Annotated in this window: 18 protein-coding genes and 2 tRNA genes; 9 read left to right on the forward strand and 11 right to left on the reverse strand. The window is 68.2% G+C overall.

Annotated elements, in window-relative coordinates:
• Positions 1-107: 107 nt before the first annotated feature.
• The 5 genes from WT26_RS08810 to fdxA all read right to left on the reverse strand — a co-directional run bounded on the left by WT26_RS08810 (position 108) and on the right by fdxA (position 2,319).
• A complete protein-coding gene (locus WT26_RS08810; RefSeq protein ID WP_069272637.1) occupies positions 108-1,010 on the reverse strand; it encodes an AraC family transcriptional regulator in 903 nt (300 codons plus the stop codon).
• Positions 1,011-1,064: 54 nt separating this feature from the next.
• Positions 1,065-1,550, reverse strand: coding sequence for a CreA family protein (locus WT26_RS08815; protein WP_069272638.1), 486 nt, complete (start codon positions 1,548-1,550; stop codon positions 1,065-1,067).
• A gap of 111 nt (positions 1,551-1,661) precedes the next feature.
• A tRNA-Asn gene (locus WT26_RS08820) sits at positions 1,662-1,737 on the reverse strand.
• Between the two features lie 76 nt (positions 1,738-1,813).
• Positions 1,814-1,889 (reverse strand) — tRNA-Asn (locus WT26_RS08825).
• A 106-nt stretch (positions 1,890-1,995) separates the two neighbouring features.
• A complete protein-coding gene (gene fdxA, locus WT26_RS08830) occupies positions 1,996-2,319 on the reverse strand; it encodes a ferredoxin FdxA (protein ID WP_069272639.1) in 324 nt (107 codons plus the stop codon).
• A gap of 267 nt (positions 2,320-2,586) precedes the next feature.
• Between fdxA and pncB the strand changes: the two genes are divergently transcribed.
• From pncB to rmuC, 5 genes are all read left to right on the forward strand, one after another.
• Entirely contained in the window at positions 2,587-3,786 is a 1,200-nt protein-coding gene (gene pncB / locus WT26_RS08835; RefSeq protein WP_069272640.1) for a nicotinate phosphoribosyltransferase, read from the forward strand.
• 88 nt (positions 3,787-3,874) lie between these two features.
• Positions 3,875-4,537, forward strand: coding sequence for a LutC/YkgG family protein (locus WT26_RS08840; protein WP_059498123.1), 663 nt, complete (start codon positions 3,875-3,877; stop codon positions 4,535-4,537).
• Positions 4,538-4,580: 43 nt separating this feature from the next.
• Positions 4,581-6,011 carry a sodium:proton antiporter gene (locus tag WT26_RS08845; protein ID WP_059527633.1) on the forward strand — a complete coding sequence of 477 codons (1,431 nt, stop codon included), beginning with the start codon at positions 4,581-4,583 and terminating at the stop codon, positions 6,009-6,011.
• Between the two features lie 81 nt (positions 6,012-6,092).
• Positions 6,093-7,082, forward strand: a complete 990-nt coding sequence (locus WT26_RS08850) for a 2-hydroxyacid dehydrogenase (RefSeq protein WP_059667071.1) — start codon at positions 6,093-6,095, stop codon at positions 7,080-7,082.
• Positions 7,079-8,548, forward strand: coding sequence for a DNA recombination protein RmuC (gene rmuC / locus WT26_RS08855; protein ID WP_069272641.1), 1,470 nt, complete (start codon positions 7,079-7,081; stop codon positions 8,546-8,548). Before WT26_RS08850 ends, rmuC begins: the two co-directional genes overlap by 4 nt.
• 90 nt (positions 8,549-8,638) lie before the next feature.
• Here the strand turns inward: rmuC and WT26_RS08860 are convergent, their stop codons facing one another.
• The 6 genes from WT26_RS08860 to WT26_RS08885 all read right to left on the reverse strand — a co-directional run bounded on the left by WT26_RS08860 (position 8,639) and on the right by WT26_RS08885 (position 15,856).
• Positions 8,639-9,124 carry a GNAT family N-acetyltransferase gene (locus WT26_RS08860; RefSeq protein ID WP_059527626.1) on the reverse strand — a complete coding sequence of 162 codons (486 nt, stop codon included), beginning with the start codon at positions 9,122-9,124 and terminating at the stop codon, positions 8,639-8,641.
• On the reverse strand, positions 9,121-9,396 hold the full coding sequence (locus tag WT26_RS08865) for a hypothetical protein (protein ID WP_006401288.1): 276 nt from the start codon (positions 9,394-9,396) through the stop codon (positions 9,121-9,123). The genes WT26_RS08860 and WT26_RS08865 overlap by 4 nt, the downstream gene beginning before the upstream one ends.
• 39 nt (positions 9,397-9,435) lie before the next feature.
• Positions 9,436-10,734 (reverse strand): gephyrin-like molybdotransferase Glp, encoded by a 1,299-nt coding sequence (gene glp, locus WT26_RS08870; RefSeq protein ID WP_069272642.1) that lies wholly within the window; start codon positions 10,732-10,734, stop codon positions 9,436-9,438.
• A 123-nt stretch (positions 10,735-10,857) separates the two neighbouring features.
• Positions 10,858-11,475 (reverse strand): molybdenum cofactor guanylyltransferase MobA, encoded by a 618-nt coding sequence (gene mobA / locus WT26_RS08875; RefSeq protein WP_069272643.1) that lies wholly within the window; start codon positions 11,473-11,475, stop codon positions 10,858-10,860.
• A 6-nt stretch (positions 11,476-11,481) separates the two neighbouring features.
• A complete protein-coding gene (gene moaA, locus WT26_RS08880) occupies positions 11,482-12,594 on the reverse strand; it encodes a GTP 3',8-cyclase MoaA (protein WP_069272644.1) in 1,113 nt (370 codons plus the stop codon).
• 127 nt (positions 12,595-12,721) lie between these two features.
• Positions 12,722-15,856, reverse strand: coding sequence for an Rne/Rng family ribonuclease (locus WT26_RS08885; RefSeq protein ID WP_069272645.1), 3,135 nt, complete (start codon positions 15,854-15,856; stop codon positions 12,722-12,724).
• Positions 15,857-16,579: 723 nt separating this feature from the next.
• Here WT26_RS08885 and WT26_RS08890 point away from each other — a divergent pair.
• The 4 genes from WT26_RS08890 to WT26_RS08905 are packed head-to-tail and all read left to right on the forward strand — an operon-like array spanning position 16,580 to position 19,661.
• On the forward strand, positions 16,580-17,584 hold the full coding sequence (locus WT26_RS08890; RefSeq protein ID WP_069272646.1) for an RluA family pseudouridine synthase: 1,005 nt from the start codon (positions 16,580-16,582) through the stop codon (positions 17,582-17,584).
• A gap of 17 nt (positions 17,585-17,601) precedes the next feature.
• On the forward strand, positions 17,602-18,261 hold the full coding sequence (locus tag WT26_RS08895; RefSeq protein WP_059527610.1) for an HAD-IA family hydrolase: 660 nt from the start codon (positions 17,602-17,604) through the stop codon (positions 18,259-18,261).
• Positions 18,258-18,659 (forward strand): Rieske (2Fe-2S) protein, encoded by a 402-nt coding sequence (locus tag WT26_RS08900; protein ID WP_059667059.1) that lies wholly within the window; start codon positions 18,258-18,260, stop codon positions 18,657-18,659. Before WT26_RS08895 ends, WT26_RS08900 begins: the two co-directional genes overlap by 4 nt.
• A gap of 12 nt (positions 18,660-18,671) precedes the next feature.
• Positions 18,672-19,661 carry a S49 family peptidase gene (locus tag WT26_RS08905; protein ID WP_069272647.1) on the forward strand — a complete coding sequence of 330 codons (990 nt, stop codon included), beginning with the start codon at positions 18,672-18,674 and terminating at the stop codon, positions 19,659-19,661.
• The last annotated feature ends 19 nt before the right edge of the window (positions 19,662-19,680 follow it).

The raw sequence follows: 19,680 nt of genomic DNA on the forward strand, positions 1-19,680 counted from the left end.
CGGGAGGATAGCGGGCCGGCGAACGGGCGGCTTGTACGTTCTTGCGCTGCCGGGCAGGCGGCGCCGTTGCCTGCGTCGCCGGCGGCCTGCAGCGCTGCGCGGGGGCGTCAGCTCGCCTGCCAGCGTCCGGGCGGTACGCCGAACATGCGTTTGAAATGCCGTGTGAAGTGGCTTTGGTCGACGAAGCCGCTGGCCGCTGCGACGTCGGTGACGGGTACGCCCGCGCGCAGCGGCGCCAGTGCGCGCTGCAAGCGCAACTGGTTGCGCCACGCGTGCGGCGGCATGCCGGTCGTGCGGGTGAACAGGCGTGCTGCGTGGAACGGCGACAGGCCGGCCGCCTGCGCGACTTCGTCGAGCGTCACCGTGCACGTCAGATCGGCGGCGAGCCGTTCGCGCATCACGTCGACGCGGGGTTCGTCCGCCGCGAGCGGCGCCGGTCGCGGCAGCGCGTCGGCATGGCGCACGATCAGCGTCGACAACGCATCGAGCATCGCCGTTTCGGCGGCGAGCGGATCGTAGATCCGCGGCGCGTCGGGCATCGCGGTGGCGTCGGCCGGCGGCCCGTACTCATGGGGCGCCGGCGCGCGTATGCTGCCGGCCTCCATCATCCGGTGCGCCAGCGTGAGCCGGGCTGCCAGGTCGGCGTCGCGAATCACGTCGGGCGCGAACCACGGCGCGTCCTGCGGGCGGCCGGCGATCGTGCTCGCGAGCGACCGGATGAAATCGACCGGCAGGTAGCTGACGCGATAGCACCAGCCCTCGTCGGCCGCGCGCGAACCCGTATGCACCTCGCCGGGATTGATCACGGGCACGGAGCCGGTTTCGGCGACATGGCCGGCGCCGCGGCAGACATAGCGTTCGGCGCCCGCTTCGATCACGGGGATCGTGTACGCGTCGTGCCAGTGGGGCGCGAACGCGTGGTCGCGATAGGTGGCCGTGACGAGATCCGCATCCGGCAGCAGCGGCGTGCGCCAGTAGCGTGCGGAGTCTGGAAGGCGGGTGGCGGACATGGCGGGCACTGGATCGGGCGAATCGACAGTGTAGTCCCGCGTGCCGGTTGCGGCTTACTTGACCGGAATCGTCGTGCCGGCCGGCATCGGCACTGCGGTGACGGCGTTCTTCGGGCTGCCGCTGACGATGCGGTCGCTGTAGGTCAGGTAGACGATCGTATTGCGCTTGGTGTCGACCACGCGCACGACGTGCAGGGTCTTGAAGATGAACGACATGCGCTCGCTGAACACGTCGGTCTGCTGCTTGAGCGGCTCCTTGAAGCTGATCGGGCCGACCTGCCGGCACGCGATCGATGCTTCGCTCGGATCCTCGGCGACGCCGAGCGTGCCCTTGATCCCGCCGGTGCGGGCGCGCGACACGTAGCAGGTCACGCCGTTCACGACCGGATCGTCATACGCCTCGACGACCACGCGATCGGAGCCCGTGACGCGGAAATGGGTGTTGACGCTGCCGACTTCCTCCGCGTGCGCGAGCGGCGCGGCGGCAAGCGTGGCGAGGAGGAGGGCGGACGGCGCGACGGTGGCAAGACGGCTCTTCATCGGCGAAATCTGAAGCGATTGCGGGACAGAGACTCTAGCATGCGCGGATCGCGTTATTGTGCCGATGCCGGAAAAACAAAAGGCCCGTCGAATGACGGGCCTTTCGCTATTTGGCTCCCCGACCTGGGCTCGAACCAGGGACCTACGGATTAACAGTCCGGCGCTCTACCGACTGAGCTATCGGGGAATAAATCGGTACATCTGCGTGTGTGTCTGGTGGCCAACAAAAAACCCGTCCACTTTCAACGGGCCTTTGTCTTTTTTGGCTCCCCGACCTGGGCTCGAACCAGGGACCTACGGATTAACAGTCCGGCGCTCTACCGACTGAGCTATCGGGGAACAAACAACAACAGCAGAGAAACGAGATTGTATGGGGTGTTGGTTAGGCTGTCAACACCTTTTATGCCCGCCGCGCAAAATTTTTTTCCGGCGGGCATGCGCGCGATCAGCGCTCGAGCAGGTGCAGTTTGTCCTGCACTTCCTTCCACTCGTCCGCGTCGGCCGGTGCCGGCTTGGTCTTGGTGATCGACGGCCAGTCCTTTGCCAGCTCGGCGTTCAGCGCGGTGAACTGTTGCTGGTCGCCCGGAACGTCTTCTTCGGCATAGATCGCATTGGTCGGGCACTCGGCGACGCACACGGCGCAGTCGATGCACTCGTCCGGATCGATGGCGAGAAAGTTGGGACCTTCACGGAAGCAATCCACCGGGCACACATCCACGCAGTCCGTGTATTTGCACTTGATGCAGCCTTCGGTCACAACGTGAGTCATTAAAACGCTCCTGCTTGGCGGTATATATGGGGTGGCGATGCGCCAAAACCGGCATTGTAACTGAAGCGCAAAACCCGCATGGCGTGGTCGGCTATCCGGCTTATATCGTTTCGTGATTAGTTTATGAGCGCCTGTCCGGAGCGGCTCGCGCGGGGCAGCGCGCCGCGGTTTCGCGATGGTCGGGCCCGCATTCGGGTAACATGGCCGACAGACCGGGCGGCGCGTGGTGCGCCGGGGCCCTGTCACGATATTGGCGGTGCCGTAATCATGATCATCACTTCGCTGCTCGACACGGATCTCTACAAGTTCACGATGATGCAGGTCGTCCTGCATCACTTTCCTGCCGCAAACGTCGAGTACCGCTTCCGGTGCCGCACGCCCGGCGTCGATCTCGTGCCGTACATCGACGAGATCCGCGACGAGGTGCGCGGCCTGTGTTCGTTGCGCTTCACCGACGTCGAACTCGATTACCTGCGGCGCATGCGCTTCATCAAGAGCGATTTCGTCGACTTCCTCGCGCTGTTCCACCTGAACGAGAAGTACATCTCGATCACGCCGTCGCCGAAGGGCAACGGCGAGATCGACATCGTGATCGAGGGGCCGTGGCTGCACACGATCCTGTTCGAGATCCCGGTGCTCGCGATCGTCAACGAAGTCTATTTCCGCAACACGCAGCGCGAGCCCGACTATCGCGAAGGTCGCGAGCGGCTGTGCGAGAAGATCAAGCTGCTGGGCGCGAAGCCCGAGTTCGCCGACTGCAAGATCGCCGACTACGGCACGCGCCGGCGCTTCTCGAAGGTGTGGCACGAGGAAGTCGCGCTCACGCTGCGCGACGGGCTCGGCCCGCAGTTCGCGGGCACGAGCAACGTGCAGTACGCGATGAAGCACGGCATCACGCCGCTCGGCACGATGGCGCACGAGTATCTGCAGGCGTGCCAGGCGCTCGGCCCGCGGCTGCGCGATTCGCAGATCTACGGCTTCGAGATGTGGGCGAAGGAGTATCGCGGCGACCTCGGCATCGCGCTGTCGGACGTCTACGGGATGGACGCGTTCCTGAACGACTTCGACATGTACTTCTGCAAGCTGTTCGACGGCGCGCGCCACGATTCGGGCGATCCGTTCGAGTGGGGCGAGCGGATGCTGCGCCATTACGAGGCGAACCGCTGCGACCCGCGCACCAAGGTGCTCGTGTTCTCGGACGCGCTCGACATCCCGAAGGTCATGCAGTTGTACGAACGGTTCCGCGGCCGCTGCAAGCTCGCTTTCGGCGTCGGCACCAATCTCACGAACGACCTCGGCTACGTGCCGCTGCAGATCGTGATCAAGATGGTTCGCTGCAACGGGCAGCCGGTCGCGAAACTGTCGGATACGCCGGGCAAGAGCATGTGCGACGACAAGGCATATCTCGCGTACCTGCGCCAGGTGTTCGGCATCGCGCAGCCGGTCGAGGAAGACGCGTCGAAGTAAGCGTCGGCCGAACGGCCGAAGCTGCGTCGCGGCGGGGCCGGCCGGTATAATCCGACGGTATCGCCCGCCAACGTCACGAGGACCGTTCATGGACACTTCCGCTGCCCGTCGCCAGATCCTCGCGCGCATTCGCGCGGCGCAGGGGCGCGCGGCCGAACCCGATGCGGCCGAGCGCGACGGCGTTGCCGACTATCTCGCCCGTCACCCGGAGGGCCCGCGCCCGCCGGCGCCGGCCGATCTCGTCGCGGCATTCGTCGACGAAGCGGCCCGTCTGTCGACGACGGTCGACGAAGTCGCGGCGCTTGCCGATGTGCCGGCCGCCGCAGCCCGCTACCTGTCCGCTCACGGACTGCCGACGCAGGCCGTCGCGTGGCGCACGCTGGCCGATTTCGACTGGGCGGGCGCAGGCCTGTCGGTCGAATGCCGCAAGCCGCGCGACGGCGATCTGGTCGGCCTCACGGGCTGTTTTTGCGCGACCGCCGAAACGGGCTCGCTGGTGCTGCTGTCCGGTCCCGACACTTATGCGTCGGCAGGGCTGCTGCCGGAAACGCACATCGCGATCGTTCCTGCGTCGCGGATCGTCGCCGGTCATGAAGACGCGTTTGCGCTGATCCGCGCGGAGCGCGGCGAATTGCCGCGCGCGGTCAATTTCGTGTCGGGCCCGTCGCGCACGGGCGATATCGAGCAGACCATCGTACTGGGCGCGCACGGCCCGTACCGCGTTCACGTGATCGTCGTACGGGGCGCATGACGCGTCCGCTGTATCCACACCCATTCGAACAAGGAAGTTCTGCATGAAACGACATGCCGCCTGGGCGGGCATGGCGTCGGGGATCGCGCTTGGCGCCGTCCCCGCGCTTGCATCGGCCGCAACGCTCGACGGTGCCGCGCTGTCTGCCCTCTGGGGTATCCCGTTCGCCGGGATCCTGCTGTCCATCGCGCTGTTCCCGCTCGTCGCCCCCGTCTTCTGGCATCACCACTTCGGCAAGATTGCCGCCGGATGGGCAGTCGTGTTCCTGATCCCGTTCGGGTTTGCGTTCGGCGCGGGCACCGCGTTCGGCACGCTCGTGCATGCGCTGCTCGAGGAATACATTCCGTTCATCGTGCTGCTCACCGCGCTCTATACGGTCGCGGGCGGCATCTGCGTGAACGGCAACCTGCATGGATCGCCGAAGCTCAATACCGCGATCCTCGCGCTCGGCACGCTGCTCGCCAGCGTGATGGGTACGACGGGTGCCGCGATGCTGCTGATCCGGCCGCTGCTGCGCGCCAACGACAACCGCAAGCATGTCGTGCACGTCGTGATCTTCTTCATCTTCCTCGTCGCGAACGCGGGCGGCTCGCTGTCGCCGCTCGGCGATCCGCCGCTGTTCCTCGGTTTCCTGAACGGCGTGAGCTTCTTCTGGACGACCACGCACCTCGCGCTGCCGATGCTGTTCATCTGCGCGGTGCTGCTGTCGCTGTTCTTCGTGCTCGATACGTACTTCTACCGGAAGGGCGGCGAGGAGCGGCCGGCCGCGCTCGACCCGACGCCCGACGGCGCGGCGCTGTCGATCGACGGGAAGATCAACTTCGTGCTGCTCGCGGCCGTGGTTGCGCTTGTGCTGATGAGCGGCATCTGGAAGCCGGGCATCGCATTCGACGTCTGGGGCACGCACGTCGCGCTGCAGAACCTCGTGCGCGACGTCGCGCTCGTGGGTGTGACGCTCGCGTCGCTCGCGCTCACGCCGCGTTCCGCGCGTGAGGGTAATGCATTCAACTGGGCGCCGATCGAGGAAGTCGCGAAGCTGTTCGCGGGAATCTTCGTGACGATCGCGCCGGTGATCGTGATCCTGCGCGCCGGCGCCGACGGCGCGTTCGCGCAGATCGTCCATCTCGTCACGGGGCCGGACGGCAAGCCGATCGACGCGATGTACTTCTGGGCGACGGGCATCCTGTCGTCGTTCCTCGACAACGCGCCGACCTATCTCGTGTTCTTCAACCTCGCGGGCGGCGATGCCCCGTCGCTGATGACGACCGGCGCGTCGACGCTCGCCGCGATTTCCGCGGGCGCGGTGTTCATGGGCGCGAACAGCTATATCGGCAACGCACCCAACTTCATGGTGAAGGCGATCGCCGAATCGCGCGGCGTGAAGATGCCGAGCTTCTTCGCGTATCTCGGCTGGGCGCTGGTCGTACTGATACCGGTGTTCCTGCTGACGTCGTGGCTTTTCTTCACGGCGTAAGCTGACGATTTTCAACCTGGAGCGGGCGGTCCCGGCGGCGCACGGCGCGCTGCGATCCGCCAGCGGCATGCGGAGATGGCAATGCAGAAGATCCTGGTCGCGCGTCCGATCTTTCCGGACGTGATCGAGCGGCTCAAGCAATATTTCGACGTCGACTGGAACAACGGCGACGCACTCGCTCCCGACGCGCTCGCCGCGCGTCTGGCCGACAAGGACGGTGCGCTGACGGCCGGCGATCCGGTCGGCGCGGCCGAACTCGCGGCGGCGCCGCGCCTGCGCGTCGTGGCGAACATGGCGGTCGGCTACAACAACTTCGACATGGCCGCGTTCAATGCGGCGAACGTGCTCGGCACCAACACGCCCGACGTGCTGAACGAGTCCACCGCCGATTTCGGCTGGGCGCTGATGATGGCCGCCGCCCGCCGGATCGCCGAATCCGAGCATTGGCTGCGCGCCGGCCACTGGCGGAAGTGGGCTTACGACGGGTTCCTCGGCAGCGACATTTACGGCTCGACGCTCGGCGTGATCGGAATGGGACGCATCGGCCAGGCGCTCGCGCGCCGCGCGCGCGGCTTCGGGATGCAGGTGATCTATCACAACCGGTCGCGGGTCGCGCCCGAGATCGAGGCCGAGCTGAATGCCGAATACGTATCGAAGGATGCGCTGCTCGCGCGCGCCGATCACGTCGTGCTCGTGCTGCCGTACACGAAGGAAAACCACCATACGATCGGCGCGGCCGAGCTCGCGAAGATGAAACCCACTGCGACGCTGACGAACATCGCGCGCGGCGGGATCGTCGACGACGCGGCGCTGGCCGTCGCGCTGCGCGACGGGACGATCGCCGCCGCCGGCCTCGACGTGTACGAAGGCGAGCCGACGGTCCATCCGGCGCTGCTGGAGGTGCCGAACGTCGTGCTGACGCCGCATATCGCGAGCGCGACCGAAAAAACGCGCCGCGCGATGGCGAACCTCGCCGCCGACAACCTGATCGCCGCGCTGGGCGAGGGGCCGCGCGCGGGGCGGCCGCCGAATCCGATCAACCCTGACGTGATCGGGAAGCCGCGCGCATGACGACGACGTTGTTGCTGGCGGCGGTCGTCGTGCTGGCCGTCGCGCTCGTCGTGGCGATCGTCGCGCTCATGCGTGGCGGTGGCCGTCACGACGATGCGGCGGTACTGGGCGACCAGATCGAGGACGCCGCGCAGGCGCAGGCGCGCGCGGTTGAGCGGCTCGAACGCGAATTGCGCGGCGAGATCGTCGAGAACGCGCGCGGCTCGCGCACCGAGCTGGCCGGCAGTTTTGCGCAGCTTCAGCAGACGCTCGCCGCGCAGCTGACGAGCGTGGCGACCGTGCAGAACAACCAGGTCGAGGGCTTCGCCCAGCAGCTCGGCAAGCTCGTCGCCGGCAATGCGCAGCAGTTCGACGCGATGCGCGAGAGCCTGCAGCGTCAGGCGCAGCAGGCGCGTGAGGAGCAGACGGGCGCGCTCAGGCTGTTCGGCGACACGTTGAACCGGCAGCTCACGCAACTGACCGAGGCGAACGATCGCCGGATCGGCGAAGTGCGCGCGACGCTCGAACAGCGGCTGAAGGAAATCGAGACGAACAACGCGGCGAAGCTCGAGGAGATGCGCCGCACCGTCGACGAGAAACTGCACGCGACGCTCGAGCAGCGGCTCGGCGAATCGTTCAAGCTCGTGTCGGACCGGCTCGAGCAGGTGCATCGCGGGCTCGGCGAGATGCAGACGCTCGCGGCGGGCGTCGGCGATCTGAAGAAAGTGCTGACCAACGTGAAGACGCGCGGCACCTGGGGCGAAGTGCAGCTCGAGGCGCTGCTCGAGCAGATGCTGACGCCCGAGCAGTACGCGAAGAACGTCGCGACGGTGCCGAAGAGCAGCGAGCGCGTCGAGTTCGCGATCCGGCTGCCGGGGCGCGATGCCGGCACGCGCGACGCGCCGCCCGTGTGGCTGCCGATCGACGCGAAATTCCCGCGCGAGGATTACGAGCGGCTGATCGACGCGCAGGAGCGTGCCGATGCGGTGGCGGTCGAGGAGGCGGCCCGCGCGCTTGAAGCGCGCGTGCGGCTCGAGGCGCGCACGATCGCCGAGAAGTACGTCGCACCGCCGCACACGACCGATTTCGCGCTGTTGTTCCTGCCGACCGAAGGGCTCTATGCGGAGATCCTGCGCCGCCCGGGGCTGACCGACCTGCTGCAGCGCGACTATCGCGTGACGGTGGCCGGCCCGACGACGCTCACCGCACTGCTGAACAGCCTGCAGATGGGCTTCCGCACGCTCGCGATCGAGCAACGGTCGAGCGAGGTGTGGCAGGTGCTCGGCGCGGTGAAGACGGAATTCGGCAAGTTCGGCGACGTGCTCGCGCGCACGAAGGCGCAGCTCGAAACGGTCACACGCTCGATCGAGTCCGCCGAGCAGCGTACGCGCGTGATGAGTCGCAAGCTGAAGCAGGTCGAGGCGCTGCCGGGCGACGCGGCGGCCGGGCTGCTGGGCGCGGACGGTGTCGATCCCGACGACGCGTGACCGGCGCCGGCCACGCGAGCCGTCATTGAAACGAAAATGGGCGCGATGAGCGCCCATTTCTTTTGACGGCTGCTGCTGCGGCGGCCGGGTTCAGTGCCCGGCGAGCGTGTCCAGCGCGTCACCCGTCACGCGAACGATGCGCCAGTCGGGCAGCACGGTGGCGCCCATCTTTTCGTAGAAATCGATCGCGGGCTGGTTCCAGTCGAGAACCGACCATTCGAAGCGGGCGCAACGGCGCTCGACGGCCAGGGCCGCGAGGTGGCGCAGCATCGCGGTGCCGAGGCCCGTGCCGCGTTGCGACGGCTGCACGTACAGATCCTCGAGATAGAGGCCGCGACGGCCGAGGAACGTCGAATAATTGTGGAAGAACAGCGCATACGCGACGATCGCGCCGTCATGCTCGGCCACCCGGGCCTCGGCGGCGGGGTGTGCGCCGAACAGCGCGTCCGCGAGATCGGCCTCGGTCGCGACGAACAGATCCGTGAGCTTTTCGAATTCGGCCAGCTCGCGCATCAGCGCGAGGATCGCGCCGACGTCGCTTGCCTGCGCCGCGCGGATCAGCGGCGTGCCGTTCACGCTTCCTCCGGCGGATCGGACAGCACGATCTCGATGCCGCCGAAGCGCGATGCGACCCAGTTGTACGCGTGGCACGCGATCCACAGCAGCACGAAGCCGAGGATGGCGTTCAGCAGCAGCGCGCTCAGGATCGTGCTCAGTTCGACCATCCCGTAACGGACGTATGCGACGAGAATGCCGAGCAGCACGATCGGGACGCTGAACGTCAGGTAGACGAGGATCAGCGCCTTTGCGGTCTGGCCCGCGGCGATCGACGAAATTTGTTTCTTCATGTGCGGATTGCCCCCGTAGAGATATACCGATAGTGGAATTCAGATCAGGCCGTCGAACGGCAGGATATCGACCGGGGTGCCCGCGTCGACTGCCGCGGTATCGTGGCCCAGGACGATGAAACAGTTGGCGGCCGAGAGGCCGCTCAGCGACGCGGAACTCTGCGAGCCGGTCGGCGCGACTCGCCACGTGCCGTCGGCGACGCGCGTGGCGACGCCGCGCAGGTATTCGGCGCGGCCCGGCCGCTTCTTCAGCGGCTGCGTGCTGAGCGCGGTGTACAGCGCGGGCGGCGGCGTCTGCGCGCCGGCCAGCGTCAGCAGCGCGGGGCGCACGATCGCGTAGAACGTCACGGCGGACGCGACCGGATTGCCGGGCAGCCCGAAGAACAGCGCGCCGCGTTCGCCGGCGGACGGCGGCGCGAGCGTGCCGCACGCGAGCGGCCGGCCGGGACGCAGCGCGAGGCTGGCGAACGCCACGTCGCCGAGCCGTGCCATCACGTCGCGCGTGAAGTCGGCTTCGCCGACCGATACGCCGCCGGACGTGATCACCGCGTCGGCCTGCGCGGCGACGGCGTCGCGTAATGCAGCTTCGAGCGCGGCCGGGTCGTCGCGGACGATCCCGAGATCGAGCGGTTCGGCGTTCAAGCGGGCGAGCATCGCGATCAGCATTCCGCGATTGCTGTCGTACAGGGCGCCGGGGCCGAGCGGCTCGCCGGGCGCGCGCAGTTCGTCACCGGTAGAGAATACGGCGACGCGCACGCGCCGGCGCACCGTGACCTCGCTGATGCCGAACGACGCGAGCAGGCCGAGATCGGACGGGCGCAGGATGCGGCCGGCGGCGAGCGCACAGGCGCCGCGCGCGAGATCTTCGCCGGCCTTGCGGCAGTTCGCGCCGCGCGCGATGTCACGCGCGGCGAAGCGGATCGTGTCGCCGTCGGCGCGCACGCGTTCCTGCGGAACCACCGTGTCGCATCCGGCCGGCATCGGCGCGCCCGTCATGATGCGGATGCAGGCGCGCACGGGCACGGTGCCGTCGAACGGATGGCCGGCGAACGCCGCGCCCGCGATCGCGAGCGTCACGTCGCCGTCCGGCGACGCGTGCGCGCATTCGCCGCCGTCGAACGCATAGCCGTCCATTGCCGAGTTGTCGTACGCGGGAATGTCGAACGGTGCGTTCACGTCGGCCGCGAGCACGCGGTCGAGCGCTTCGCGCAGCGCCACCGTCTCGCACGCCGCGACGGGCACGGCGAAGCGGCACGCGAGTGCCTGCGCGTCGGCGAGCGACAGCGGCACGTCGTGGTCGGCTGCGGATCGGGAGGCGGGCGAGGATTGCGTGATCATCAGTCGGACTGCGCCGCAAGGCGTATCGGTTGGTGGCCGGGGTTCGTAGCCGGTTGGACGACGGCGGCGCGATTGCGCGGGGTCGCAGGCGGCGGGCGGCGCGCGGGAACCGGGCCGGCGCCGTCAGCGGCGGGCCAGCGCGGCGAGTTCCTGCCAGGAGTTGGCATTGTAAAACGCACGCTCGTCGCGAAACTCGACTTCGACCGTCTTGTGGCGTGCGTACCACGCACGCACCTTGCGGTCGCCGGCCGCGAGCCGGGCGGCGAGATCGTCGGCCAGCGACGTGCGCAGCAGCGCGAACGTCGGTTGCGGCGAGCGCGCCTGCTGCGCGTCGACCGTCACGGCCATGGCGACGTCGGCCTGCTGCGCGTCGAGCGCCGCGTGCAGCCGTGCGACGAGGTCGGTGGGCAGGTAGGGCGTATCGCATGGCGAGCACGCGACGAGCGGTGCGCGTGCCGCCCGCATGCCGGCGAGCAGGCCCGCGAGCGGGCCAGGGAAGTCGTGCGTCGCATCGGGCACCACGCGCGCGCCGAACGGCGCGCCCAGTTCCGCATAGTGCTCCGGATGGCGATTCGCGCTGATCAGCGTTTCGTCGACCTGTGGCGAGAGACGGCGCAGCACGTGCAGCGCGAGCGGCGTGCCGTCGAGCAACTGCAGGCCCTTGTCGACGCCGTCCATGCGCGTGGCACGCCCGCCCGCGAGCAGCAGGCCGGCGATCGACGGGAGCGGGGCAGCGGCCATCGCGCGTCAGCCGCCGATATACGACATTTCGACACGCTTGCCCGCGCGCTCGGCCGCCGTGTCGGCCATGGCGCTGCCGCGCAGCTGCGAATAACGGTCGGTGCGGGCCTGCCAGATGCGGGCGATCGCGGTCGCGATCTCGGCGTCGCTCGCGCCGCCGCGCACGAGTGCACGCAGGTCGTGGCCCGTCGACGCGAACAGGCACAGGTACAGCTTGCCTTCGGTCGACAGCCGCGCGCGCGTGCAGTCGCCGCAGAAGGCCTGCGTGACGCTCGAAATCACGCCGATCTCGCCGCTGCCGTCCGCATAGCCCCAGCGCTGCGCGGTTTCCGCCGCCGTGTGCGGCTCGAGCGGTACGAGCGGGAAGTGTTCGGCGATGCGCGCGATGACGTCCGCCGACGGCAGCACCTCGGTCATGTTCCAGCCGTTCGACGTGCCGACGTCCATGTATTCGATGAAGCGCAGGATCACGCCCGTGCCGCGGAAACGCTCCGCCATCGGCAGGATCTCGCTGTCGTTGGTGCCGCGCTTCACGACCATGTTGACCTTGAGCGGCGCGAGGCCCGCGGCCTGGGCCGCGAAGATGCCGTCGAGCACGTCGGCGCTCGCGAACTCGGCATCGTTCATGCGCTTGAACAGCGTGTCGTCGAGCGCGTCGAGGCTGACCGTCACGCGCGTGAGCCCGGCGTCCTTCAGCGCGCGCGCCTTGCGTGCGAGCAGCGAACCATTGGTCGTGAGCGTCAGGTCGAGCGGGCGGCCGTCATGCGTGGTCAGGCGGGCGAGGCGCTCGATCAGGAATTCGAGATTCTTGCGCAGCAGCGGCTCGCCGCCCGTGATGCGGATCTTTTCGACGCCGTGTGCGACAAAGAGTCGCGCCACGCGTTCGATTTCCTCGTGCGTGAGCAGCGCGCTGTGCGGCAGGAACGGGTAGTCCTTGTCGAAGACGGCGCGCGGCATGCAATACACGCAGCGGAAGTTGCAGCGATCCGTCACCGAAATGCGCAGGTCGCGCAGCGGCCTGGCGAGCGTGTCGGCCAGCGTGCCGTCCGGGGCGTGCGCGACGCCGGAGACGTCCGGCATCCCGCTGACGTCGGCGAGGGGAATGATGCGTCGGGACATGTTGAAAGAAGTGCGAACCAGACCTCTATTTTAGCCGCAAGCGCCGGGGCGGGCTGCGGGCGGAAAACCCTCGGCGCGGACGTGAAAAAGCCCGCCGAAGCGGGCTTTTTCGTGACGGCGGACGCGATCAGTGATGCGTCGTTTCGACCTGCTGCATCGGGGCCGAATCGACCGGCGGCAGTGCCTTGCGTTCGCGCGGCACGCGAGCCGGACGCGGGAGTCGCGACGCGGCTTCCTGCGCAGCGGCGAACTTGTCGGCGTCCGTGTTCACCCAGACGAGCCCGGCTTGCGTCAGCACCGACTCCAGGCTGGCCGAGGCGGGCGCCGCGGCAGCCGGTTGCGCTTGCTCGACGACCGGGGCGGCCACGGCAGCCTCGACCGGCGCCGCTTCGACGCGAACCGGCTCGGCTGCCACCGCCGGGGCGGTTTCGACCATCGCGACCGGGGCGACTTCGGCGACCGGTGCAGGTTGCGGCGCTGCGACGGCCGCAGGCGCTTCCGGCACTTCCAGCGCATCGTTCGGCGAGACTGCGACCGGGGCGGGGCCGGCTTCGGCCGCAGCGACCGGCGCAGCGGTTTCAACCGGTTGCGCCGCGACGGCGGGTTCGACCGCGGTGACCGCCGGTGCGGGCTCGACGCGAGCCGGTTCCGGCTGCATGTCGGCAGCGGCCGGCTCTGCGTGCGCGGCCGCTTCCGCAACGACGGCGCCGGCTGCCGCGACAGCCGCCGCGACTGCCGGTGCTGCCGCGTGCGGCGCTTCGGCGACCGGTGCTGCATGCGCCACGGGCTCCGCTGCCGGTGCGACAGCGGCTTCGCCTTCAGCGCCTTCCGCTGCGTGGTCGACGACCGCGCCGTCTTCCTCGCGCTCGCGACGACCGCCGCGGCGGCCGCGACGGCGACGGCGACGTTCCTCGCCATCACGCGCGCCGGCTTCCGCGTCGGCCGTCACCTCGGCGCCCGGCAGGGCAGCGGCCTTGCCGGCTTCCGGTTCCGGATGCGTTTCGCCACGGTTGACCGTTTCGAGCGTAGCCGCATGCTGGGTCGGCTTGCGGCGCTCGCCGCGCTCGCGACGTTCCTGGCGTTCGCCACGGCCGGCTGCTTCGACGCCTTCCGGCTGCTCGGCACGCTCGAGCGGTTCGCGGTTCTCACGCGGTTCGCGGGTTTCGCGGCCCTCGCGCGCTTCACGCGGCTCGCGTTGGCCACGGCCCTCGCGACCTTCGCGACCCTCACGGCCTTCGCGGATCTCGCGACCTTCACGACCTTCACGACCTTCACGACCTTCACGACCTTCACGCGGCTCGCGTGCTTCACGCACTTCCTTGCCTTCGCGTTCCTGGCGTTGCGACTGGCCACGGCCTGCCGCGGCCTGGTCGCGGCCGCCTTGTGCCTGCTGGGCGCCGCCGCGACGGTTGCGGTTGCGATCGCCGCCACGTTCGCCGCGTTGCTCGGACTTCTCGGTGCGCTCGCGCGCCGGGCGGGCGGCCTGCTCTTTCACGGGGGCCGGAGCCGGGGCGGGCGCGGGCGCCGGCTGCATGCCGAACAGGCCCTTCAGCCAGCCGATGAAACCGCCGCTTGCAGCGGCGGCCGGGACGGGCGCGGGCGTCGGCTCGGCCGGACGCTGCGGTGCCGGGCTCGGCGCCGGACGCTCGGGCGTGATGCCCTTGACCGCGGCTTCCTGCTTCGGCTTCACTTCCGCCGCGCGCTTGCTGTAGCCGGTTTCCGACTCCAGTTCGCGGGCCGCTTCCTCGGCCATCTTCCAGGATGCGCGCGGATCGTCGAGACGTGCGTCGTCGTGGCGCAGGCGCTCGAGCTTGTAGTGCGGCGTATCGAGGTGCTTGTTCGGGATCAGCACGATGCCGACCTTGAAGCGCGACTCGATCTTGTTGATTTCCTGACGCTTTTCGTTGAGCAGGAAGGCGGTCACCTCGACCGGCACCTGGCAGTGGATCGCCGCGGTGTTTTCCTTCATCGCTTCTTCCTGAATGATCCGCAGGACCTGCAGCGCGGACGATTCGGTATCGCGGATGTGGCCGGTGCCGTTACAGCGCGGGCAGGTCACGTGGCTGCCTTCCGACAGGGCCGGACGCAGGCGCTGGCGCGACAGTTCCATCAGGCCGAAGCGGGAGATCTTGCCCATCTGGACGCGCGCGCGGTCATGCTTGAGCGCGTCTTTCAGGCGCTGCTCGACTTCGCGCTGGCTCTTCGCCGATTCCATGTCGATGAAATCGATCACGATCAGGCCGCCGAGGTCGCGCAGGCGCAGCTGGCGGGCGACTTCGTCGGCCGCTTCGAGGTTCGTGCGGGTTGCCGTTTCCTCGATGTCCGCGCCCTTGGTCGCGCGCGCCGAGTTCACGTCGATCGCGACGAGCGCTTCGGTGTGGTCGATCACGATCGCGCCGCCCGACGGCAGCGGCACCGTACGCGAGTACGCGGTTTCGATCTGGTGCTCGATCTGGAAGCGGGAGAACAGCGGCACGTCGTCGTGGTAGCGCTTCACCTTCGCGACGTTGTCCGGCATCACGATATCCATGAATGCGCGGGCCTGATCGTGGATCTCGTTCGTATCGATCAGGATTTCGCCGATATCGGGCTGGAAATAGTCCCGGATCGCGCGGATCACGAGGCTCGATTCCAGGTAGATCAGCATCGGCTGGCCGGGGTTGCCGCTTTGCGACGCCGCTTCGATCGCGCGCCACAGTTGCAGCAGGTAGTTCAGGTCCCACTGCAGTTCCTCGGCGCTGCGGCCGATGCCCGCGGTACGGGCGATCATGCTCATGCCGTCCGGAATCTGCAGTTGCGCCATCGTTTCGCGCAGTTCCTGGCGCTCGTCGCCTTCGATCCGGCGCGACACGCCGCCGCCGCGCGGGTTGTTCGGCATCAGCACCAGGTAGCGGCCGGCGAGCGAGATGAAGGTGGTGAGGGCGGCGCCCTTGTTGCCGCGCTCTTCCTTCTCGACCTGGACGATCAGCTCCTGGCCTTCGCGCAGCGCATCCTGGATGCGCGCGGAGCGCATGTCGATGCCTTCCTTGAAGTACTGGCGGGCGACTTCCTTGAACGGCAGGAACCCGTGGCGGTCTTCGCCGTAATTGACGAAGCACGCTTCGAGCGACGGCTCGATACGGGTGATGACACCTTTGTAGATATTGCCTTTGCGCTGTTCGCGCCCGGCCGTCTCGATGTCGATGTCGATGAGCTTCTGCCCGTCGACGATGGCGACGCGCAGCTCCTCCTGCTGCGTCGCATTGAACAGCATGCGTTTCATGAACGACTCCAGGCGGCTCCGCTGCCGGCGCCTCGCGGTTGTCAGTCGCGAGGGCGGGAACGACGGCAGGCCGCACCTTGTTGTGTTGTCACAAGCACGCTGGAGCGGGAACGATGGCGGGGAGAATTGCCTGAAGAGGCGCTTGGGCCCCGAAAGACGGGGCCGGCGGCCGTAGGGCACCTGCGAATACGGCTTCAAAGCACGGCGTTCACACACCGCACGCTGCACAAGCGCGCTAAGCCTGAGTCCGGGCATTGCCACGGGCGCGCGCAATGCGTCGCGCGCGCCGACGGGCGGCAGATGCTGCGGCTTGGGCCGCAGCGGGGAGTATCGAATCCAGCCCGACTTTCCCGCTTGGGGTGTACTTCCCTGGTTTGACGTCGCCAAGTCCCGCACGCTTCGCGGGACCAAATCGGGCGCAACGCCGTAATTTTCGCAACCGGCAGCTTGCGGACGCACTTCGCGCCGCCTGGCTGCCGATCAAATTCTTTTCAACCAACTTTCCGTTACCGCGGCGCCTTGCCGACCGAATCCGCCTGTGGGCGCGATCCTTGCCGGCGAGCGGCGCCGTGCGTGCAACTTGCTGCATCTCTTTGATTAGGGGCGAGCAGCGGACCCCCGGCGCAAGTAAAATAGCGGTTTGCGCTTGCGCCTTGCCCGATTCGGTCGGGGCCGGCCGGTCAGGCCACCCACAACGTCAGGCTGGGCAAAATTATATTCAGTATGAATGAGTTAGGCAAAATATCCCAGAATTCGGTCGCAAGCGGCCAGGTATCGATGATCGAGATCGACGAAAACTCGGCCGGTCAGCGGATCGACAACTTCCTGTTGCGCGTCTGTAAAGGCGTGCCCAAAAGCCATATTTACCGGATCCTGCGCAGTGGCGAAGTGCGTGTGAACAAGGGCCGGATCGACGCGCAGTATCGGCTCGCGCACGGCGATATCGTGCGGGTGCCGCCGGTGCGGATGGCCGCGGCGGACCTCGCACGCGCCGACACGCCCATCGTGCCGCCCGCGAATTTCCACGTGCTGTACGAGGACGACGCGATGCTCGTCATCGACAAGCCGGCGGGGGTCGCGGTTCACGGCGGCAGCGGCGTCGCGTTCGGTGTGATCGAGCAGATGCGCCAGGCGCGCCCGCGCGCGAAGTTCCTCGAACTCGTGCACCGGCTCGACCGCGAGACGTCCGGGATCCTGATGCTCGCGAAGAAGCGCACGGCGCTGGTGGGCCTGCACGAGCAGATTCGCGAGAACCGGATGGACAAGCGCTACTTCGCGTGCGCGCACGGCGAATGGCAGCCCGACTGGGGGCGCCGTCGCGCGGTGAAGGCGCCGCTGTTCAAGTACTCGACCCCGGAAGGGGAGCGCCGCGTGCGCGTGCAGGACGACGGGCTGCCGTCGCATACGGTGTTCAACCTCGTCGACCGCTGGCCGGGCTACGCGCTCGTCGAAGCGGAACTCAAAACGGGGCGGACCCATCAGATCCGGGTGCACCTCGCGCATCTCGGCTTGCCGATCGCCGGCGACGCCAAGTATGGCGATTTCGCACTGAACAAGGCGCTGGCGCGCGCGAATGCGCAGCCTTCGTTGAAACGGATGTTCCTGCATGCGCACCGGCTGCGGCTCGCCCACCCGCTGACCGGCGAGGCGCTGCAGTTCGATGCGCCGCTGCCGGACGAGTGCCGGCGCTTCCTCGACCAACTCAGCGCATTGCGCGATACCGCCTGAACCTGAACCTGAACCGCATGGCTCGACAGCAATTTGACCTGATCGTCTTCGACTGGGACGGCACGCTGATGGATTCGACTGCGCACATCGCGCACAGCATCCAGGCCGCATGCCGCGATCTCGGCCTGCCCACGCCGTCCGACGAGGCGTCGCGCTACGTGATCGGCCTCGGCCTGCGCGACGCGCTGCAGATTACCGCTCCGACCCTCGATCCGTCCGACTATTCGCGGCTCGCCGAGCGCTACCGCTATCACTATCTGCTCGACGACCAGCGCATCGAGCTGTTCGCCGGCGTGCGCGAACTGCTCGCCGAGCTGCGCGACACCGGTTATCTGCTCGCCGTTGCAACCGGCAAGGGCCGGGTCGGGTTGAATCGCGTGCTCGACCAGTCGAAGCTGACGAGCCTGTTCGATGCGACGCGCTGCGCGGACGAGACTTTCTCGAAACCCCATCCGGCGATGCTGCATGAGCTGTCCCGGGAACTGGGGCAGGATCTTTCCCGCACCGTGATGATCGGCGACACGACGCACGACCTGCAGATGGCCGCGAGTGCCGGGGCGGCCGGCGTCGGTGTCGCATACGGCGCGCACACGGCCGATGCGCTGGCTGCGCTCACGCCGCGCTTCGTTGCGCCGGACGTCGCGGCGCTGGCCGCGTGGTTGCGGGAGCACGCATGAGCACGGCGCCGGACGCGATGCGCGTGTGCGCATCGGATGCCCTGGCCGACGGCGGTGCCGGCGTGCGCGTCGACGCGACGCTGCGCGGCGAGCAGGCCGTCGTGTTCTTCGTGCGCTACGAGGGGCGCGCATACGGTTACCTGAACCGCTGCGCGCATGTGCCGATGGAGCTCGACTGGGCCGAGGGCCAGTTCTTCGAATCGTCGGGCCTCTACCTGATGTGCGCGACGCATGGCGCGATCTACGAGCCGAACACCGGCAAGTGCGTCGGCGGCCCGTGCCGCGGCGGCCGGCTGCGGCCGGTCGAGGTCGACGAGCGCGACACGGCCGACGGGCGTGCGGTATTCTGGGTGCCCGACGCCGACCTGCGTCCCGCCGTTTCCGCCACGACCGACTGACGACAACACCGCATGGCCGACCAACCGAATTCCCCGGATTCCTCCTCCCGTCCCGACAGCCGTGAACCGAACTGGGAGCGCGCGGCGCTCGAGCGGATCGCGCTCGCGGCCGTCAAGGAGCAGCGCGCGGCACGGCGCTGGAAGATCTTCTTCCGCTTCGCATTCCTCGGCGTGTTCGTGCTGCTCGCGTTCGCGCTGATCGATTTCTCGAGCGATTCGAAGTTCTCGTCGAGCGGGCGGCATACGGCGCTCGTGACGATCGACGGCGAGATCGCGGCCGGCGTCAACGCGAACGCCGACGACATCAACACGGCGCTCGACGCCGCGTTCGACGACGACGGCACGGCCGGCGTCGTGCTGCGGATCAACAGCCCGGGCGGCAGCCCGGTGCAGGCCGGGATGGTCTACGACGAGATCCGGCGGTTGCGCGCGAAGCATCCGGACAAGCCGCTGTACGTCGTCGTGACCGACATGTGTGCATCGGGCGGCTATTACATCGCGGCCGCGGCCGACAAGATCTTCGTCGACAAGGCGAGCATCGTCGGGTCGATCGGCGTGCTGATGGACGGGTTCGGCTTTACCGGCCTGATGGGCAAGCTCGGCGTCGAGCGGCGCCTGCATACGTCGGGCGAAAACAAGGGCTTCTACGACCCGTTCTCGCCGGACACGCCGAAGATGGACGCGCACGCGCAGGCGCTGCTCGACCAGGTGCACGCGCAGTTCATCAAGGCGGTGAAGGATGGCCGCGGCAAGCGGTTGCACGAGACGCCCGACATGTTCTCGGGCCTGTTCTGGACCGGCGAGAAGAGCGTCGAGCTCGGGCTCGCCGACGGCTTCGGCACGACCGACACGGTCGCGCGCGACGTGCTGAAGGCGCCCGATCTCGTCGACTATACGGTGAAGGAAAGCCTGACGAACCGCGTCGCGCGCAAGTTCGGCGCGGCCGTCGGCAGCGCCGCGATGAAGGCGCTGGCCTCGGGCGCGCAGCTCAGCCTGCGCTAGCGGCGGTTCTTGCGCCGGG

Origin of the sequence: Burkholderia cepacia (assembly GCF_001718835.1) — a bacterium.
Taxonomy (GTDB): domain Bacteria; phylum Pseudomonadota; class Gammaproteobacteria; order Burkholderiales; family Burkholderiaceae; genus Burkholderia; species Burkholderia cepacia_F.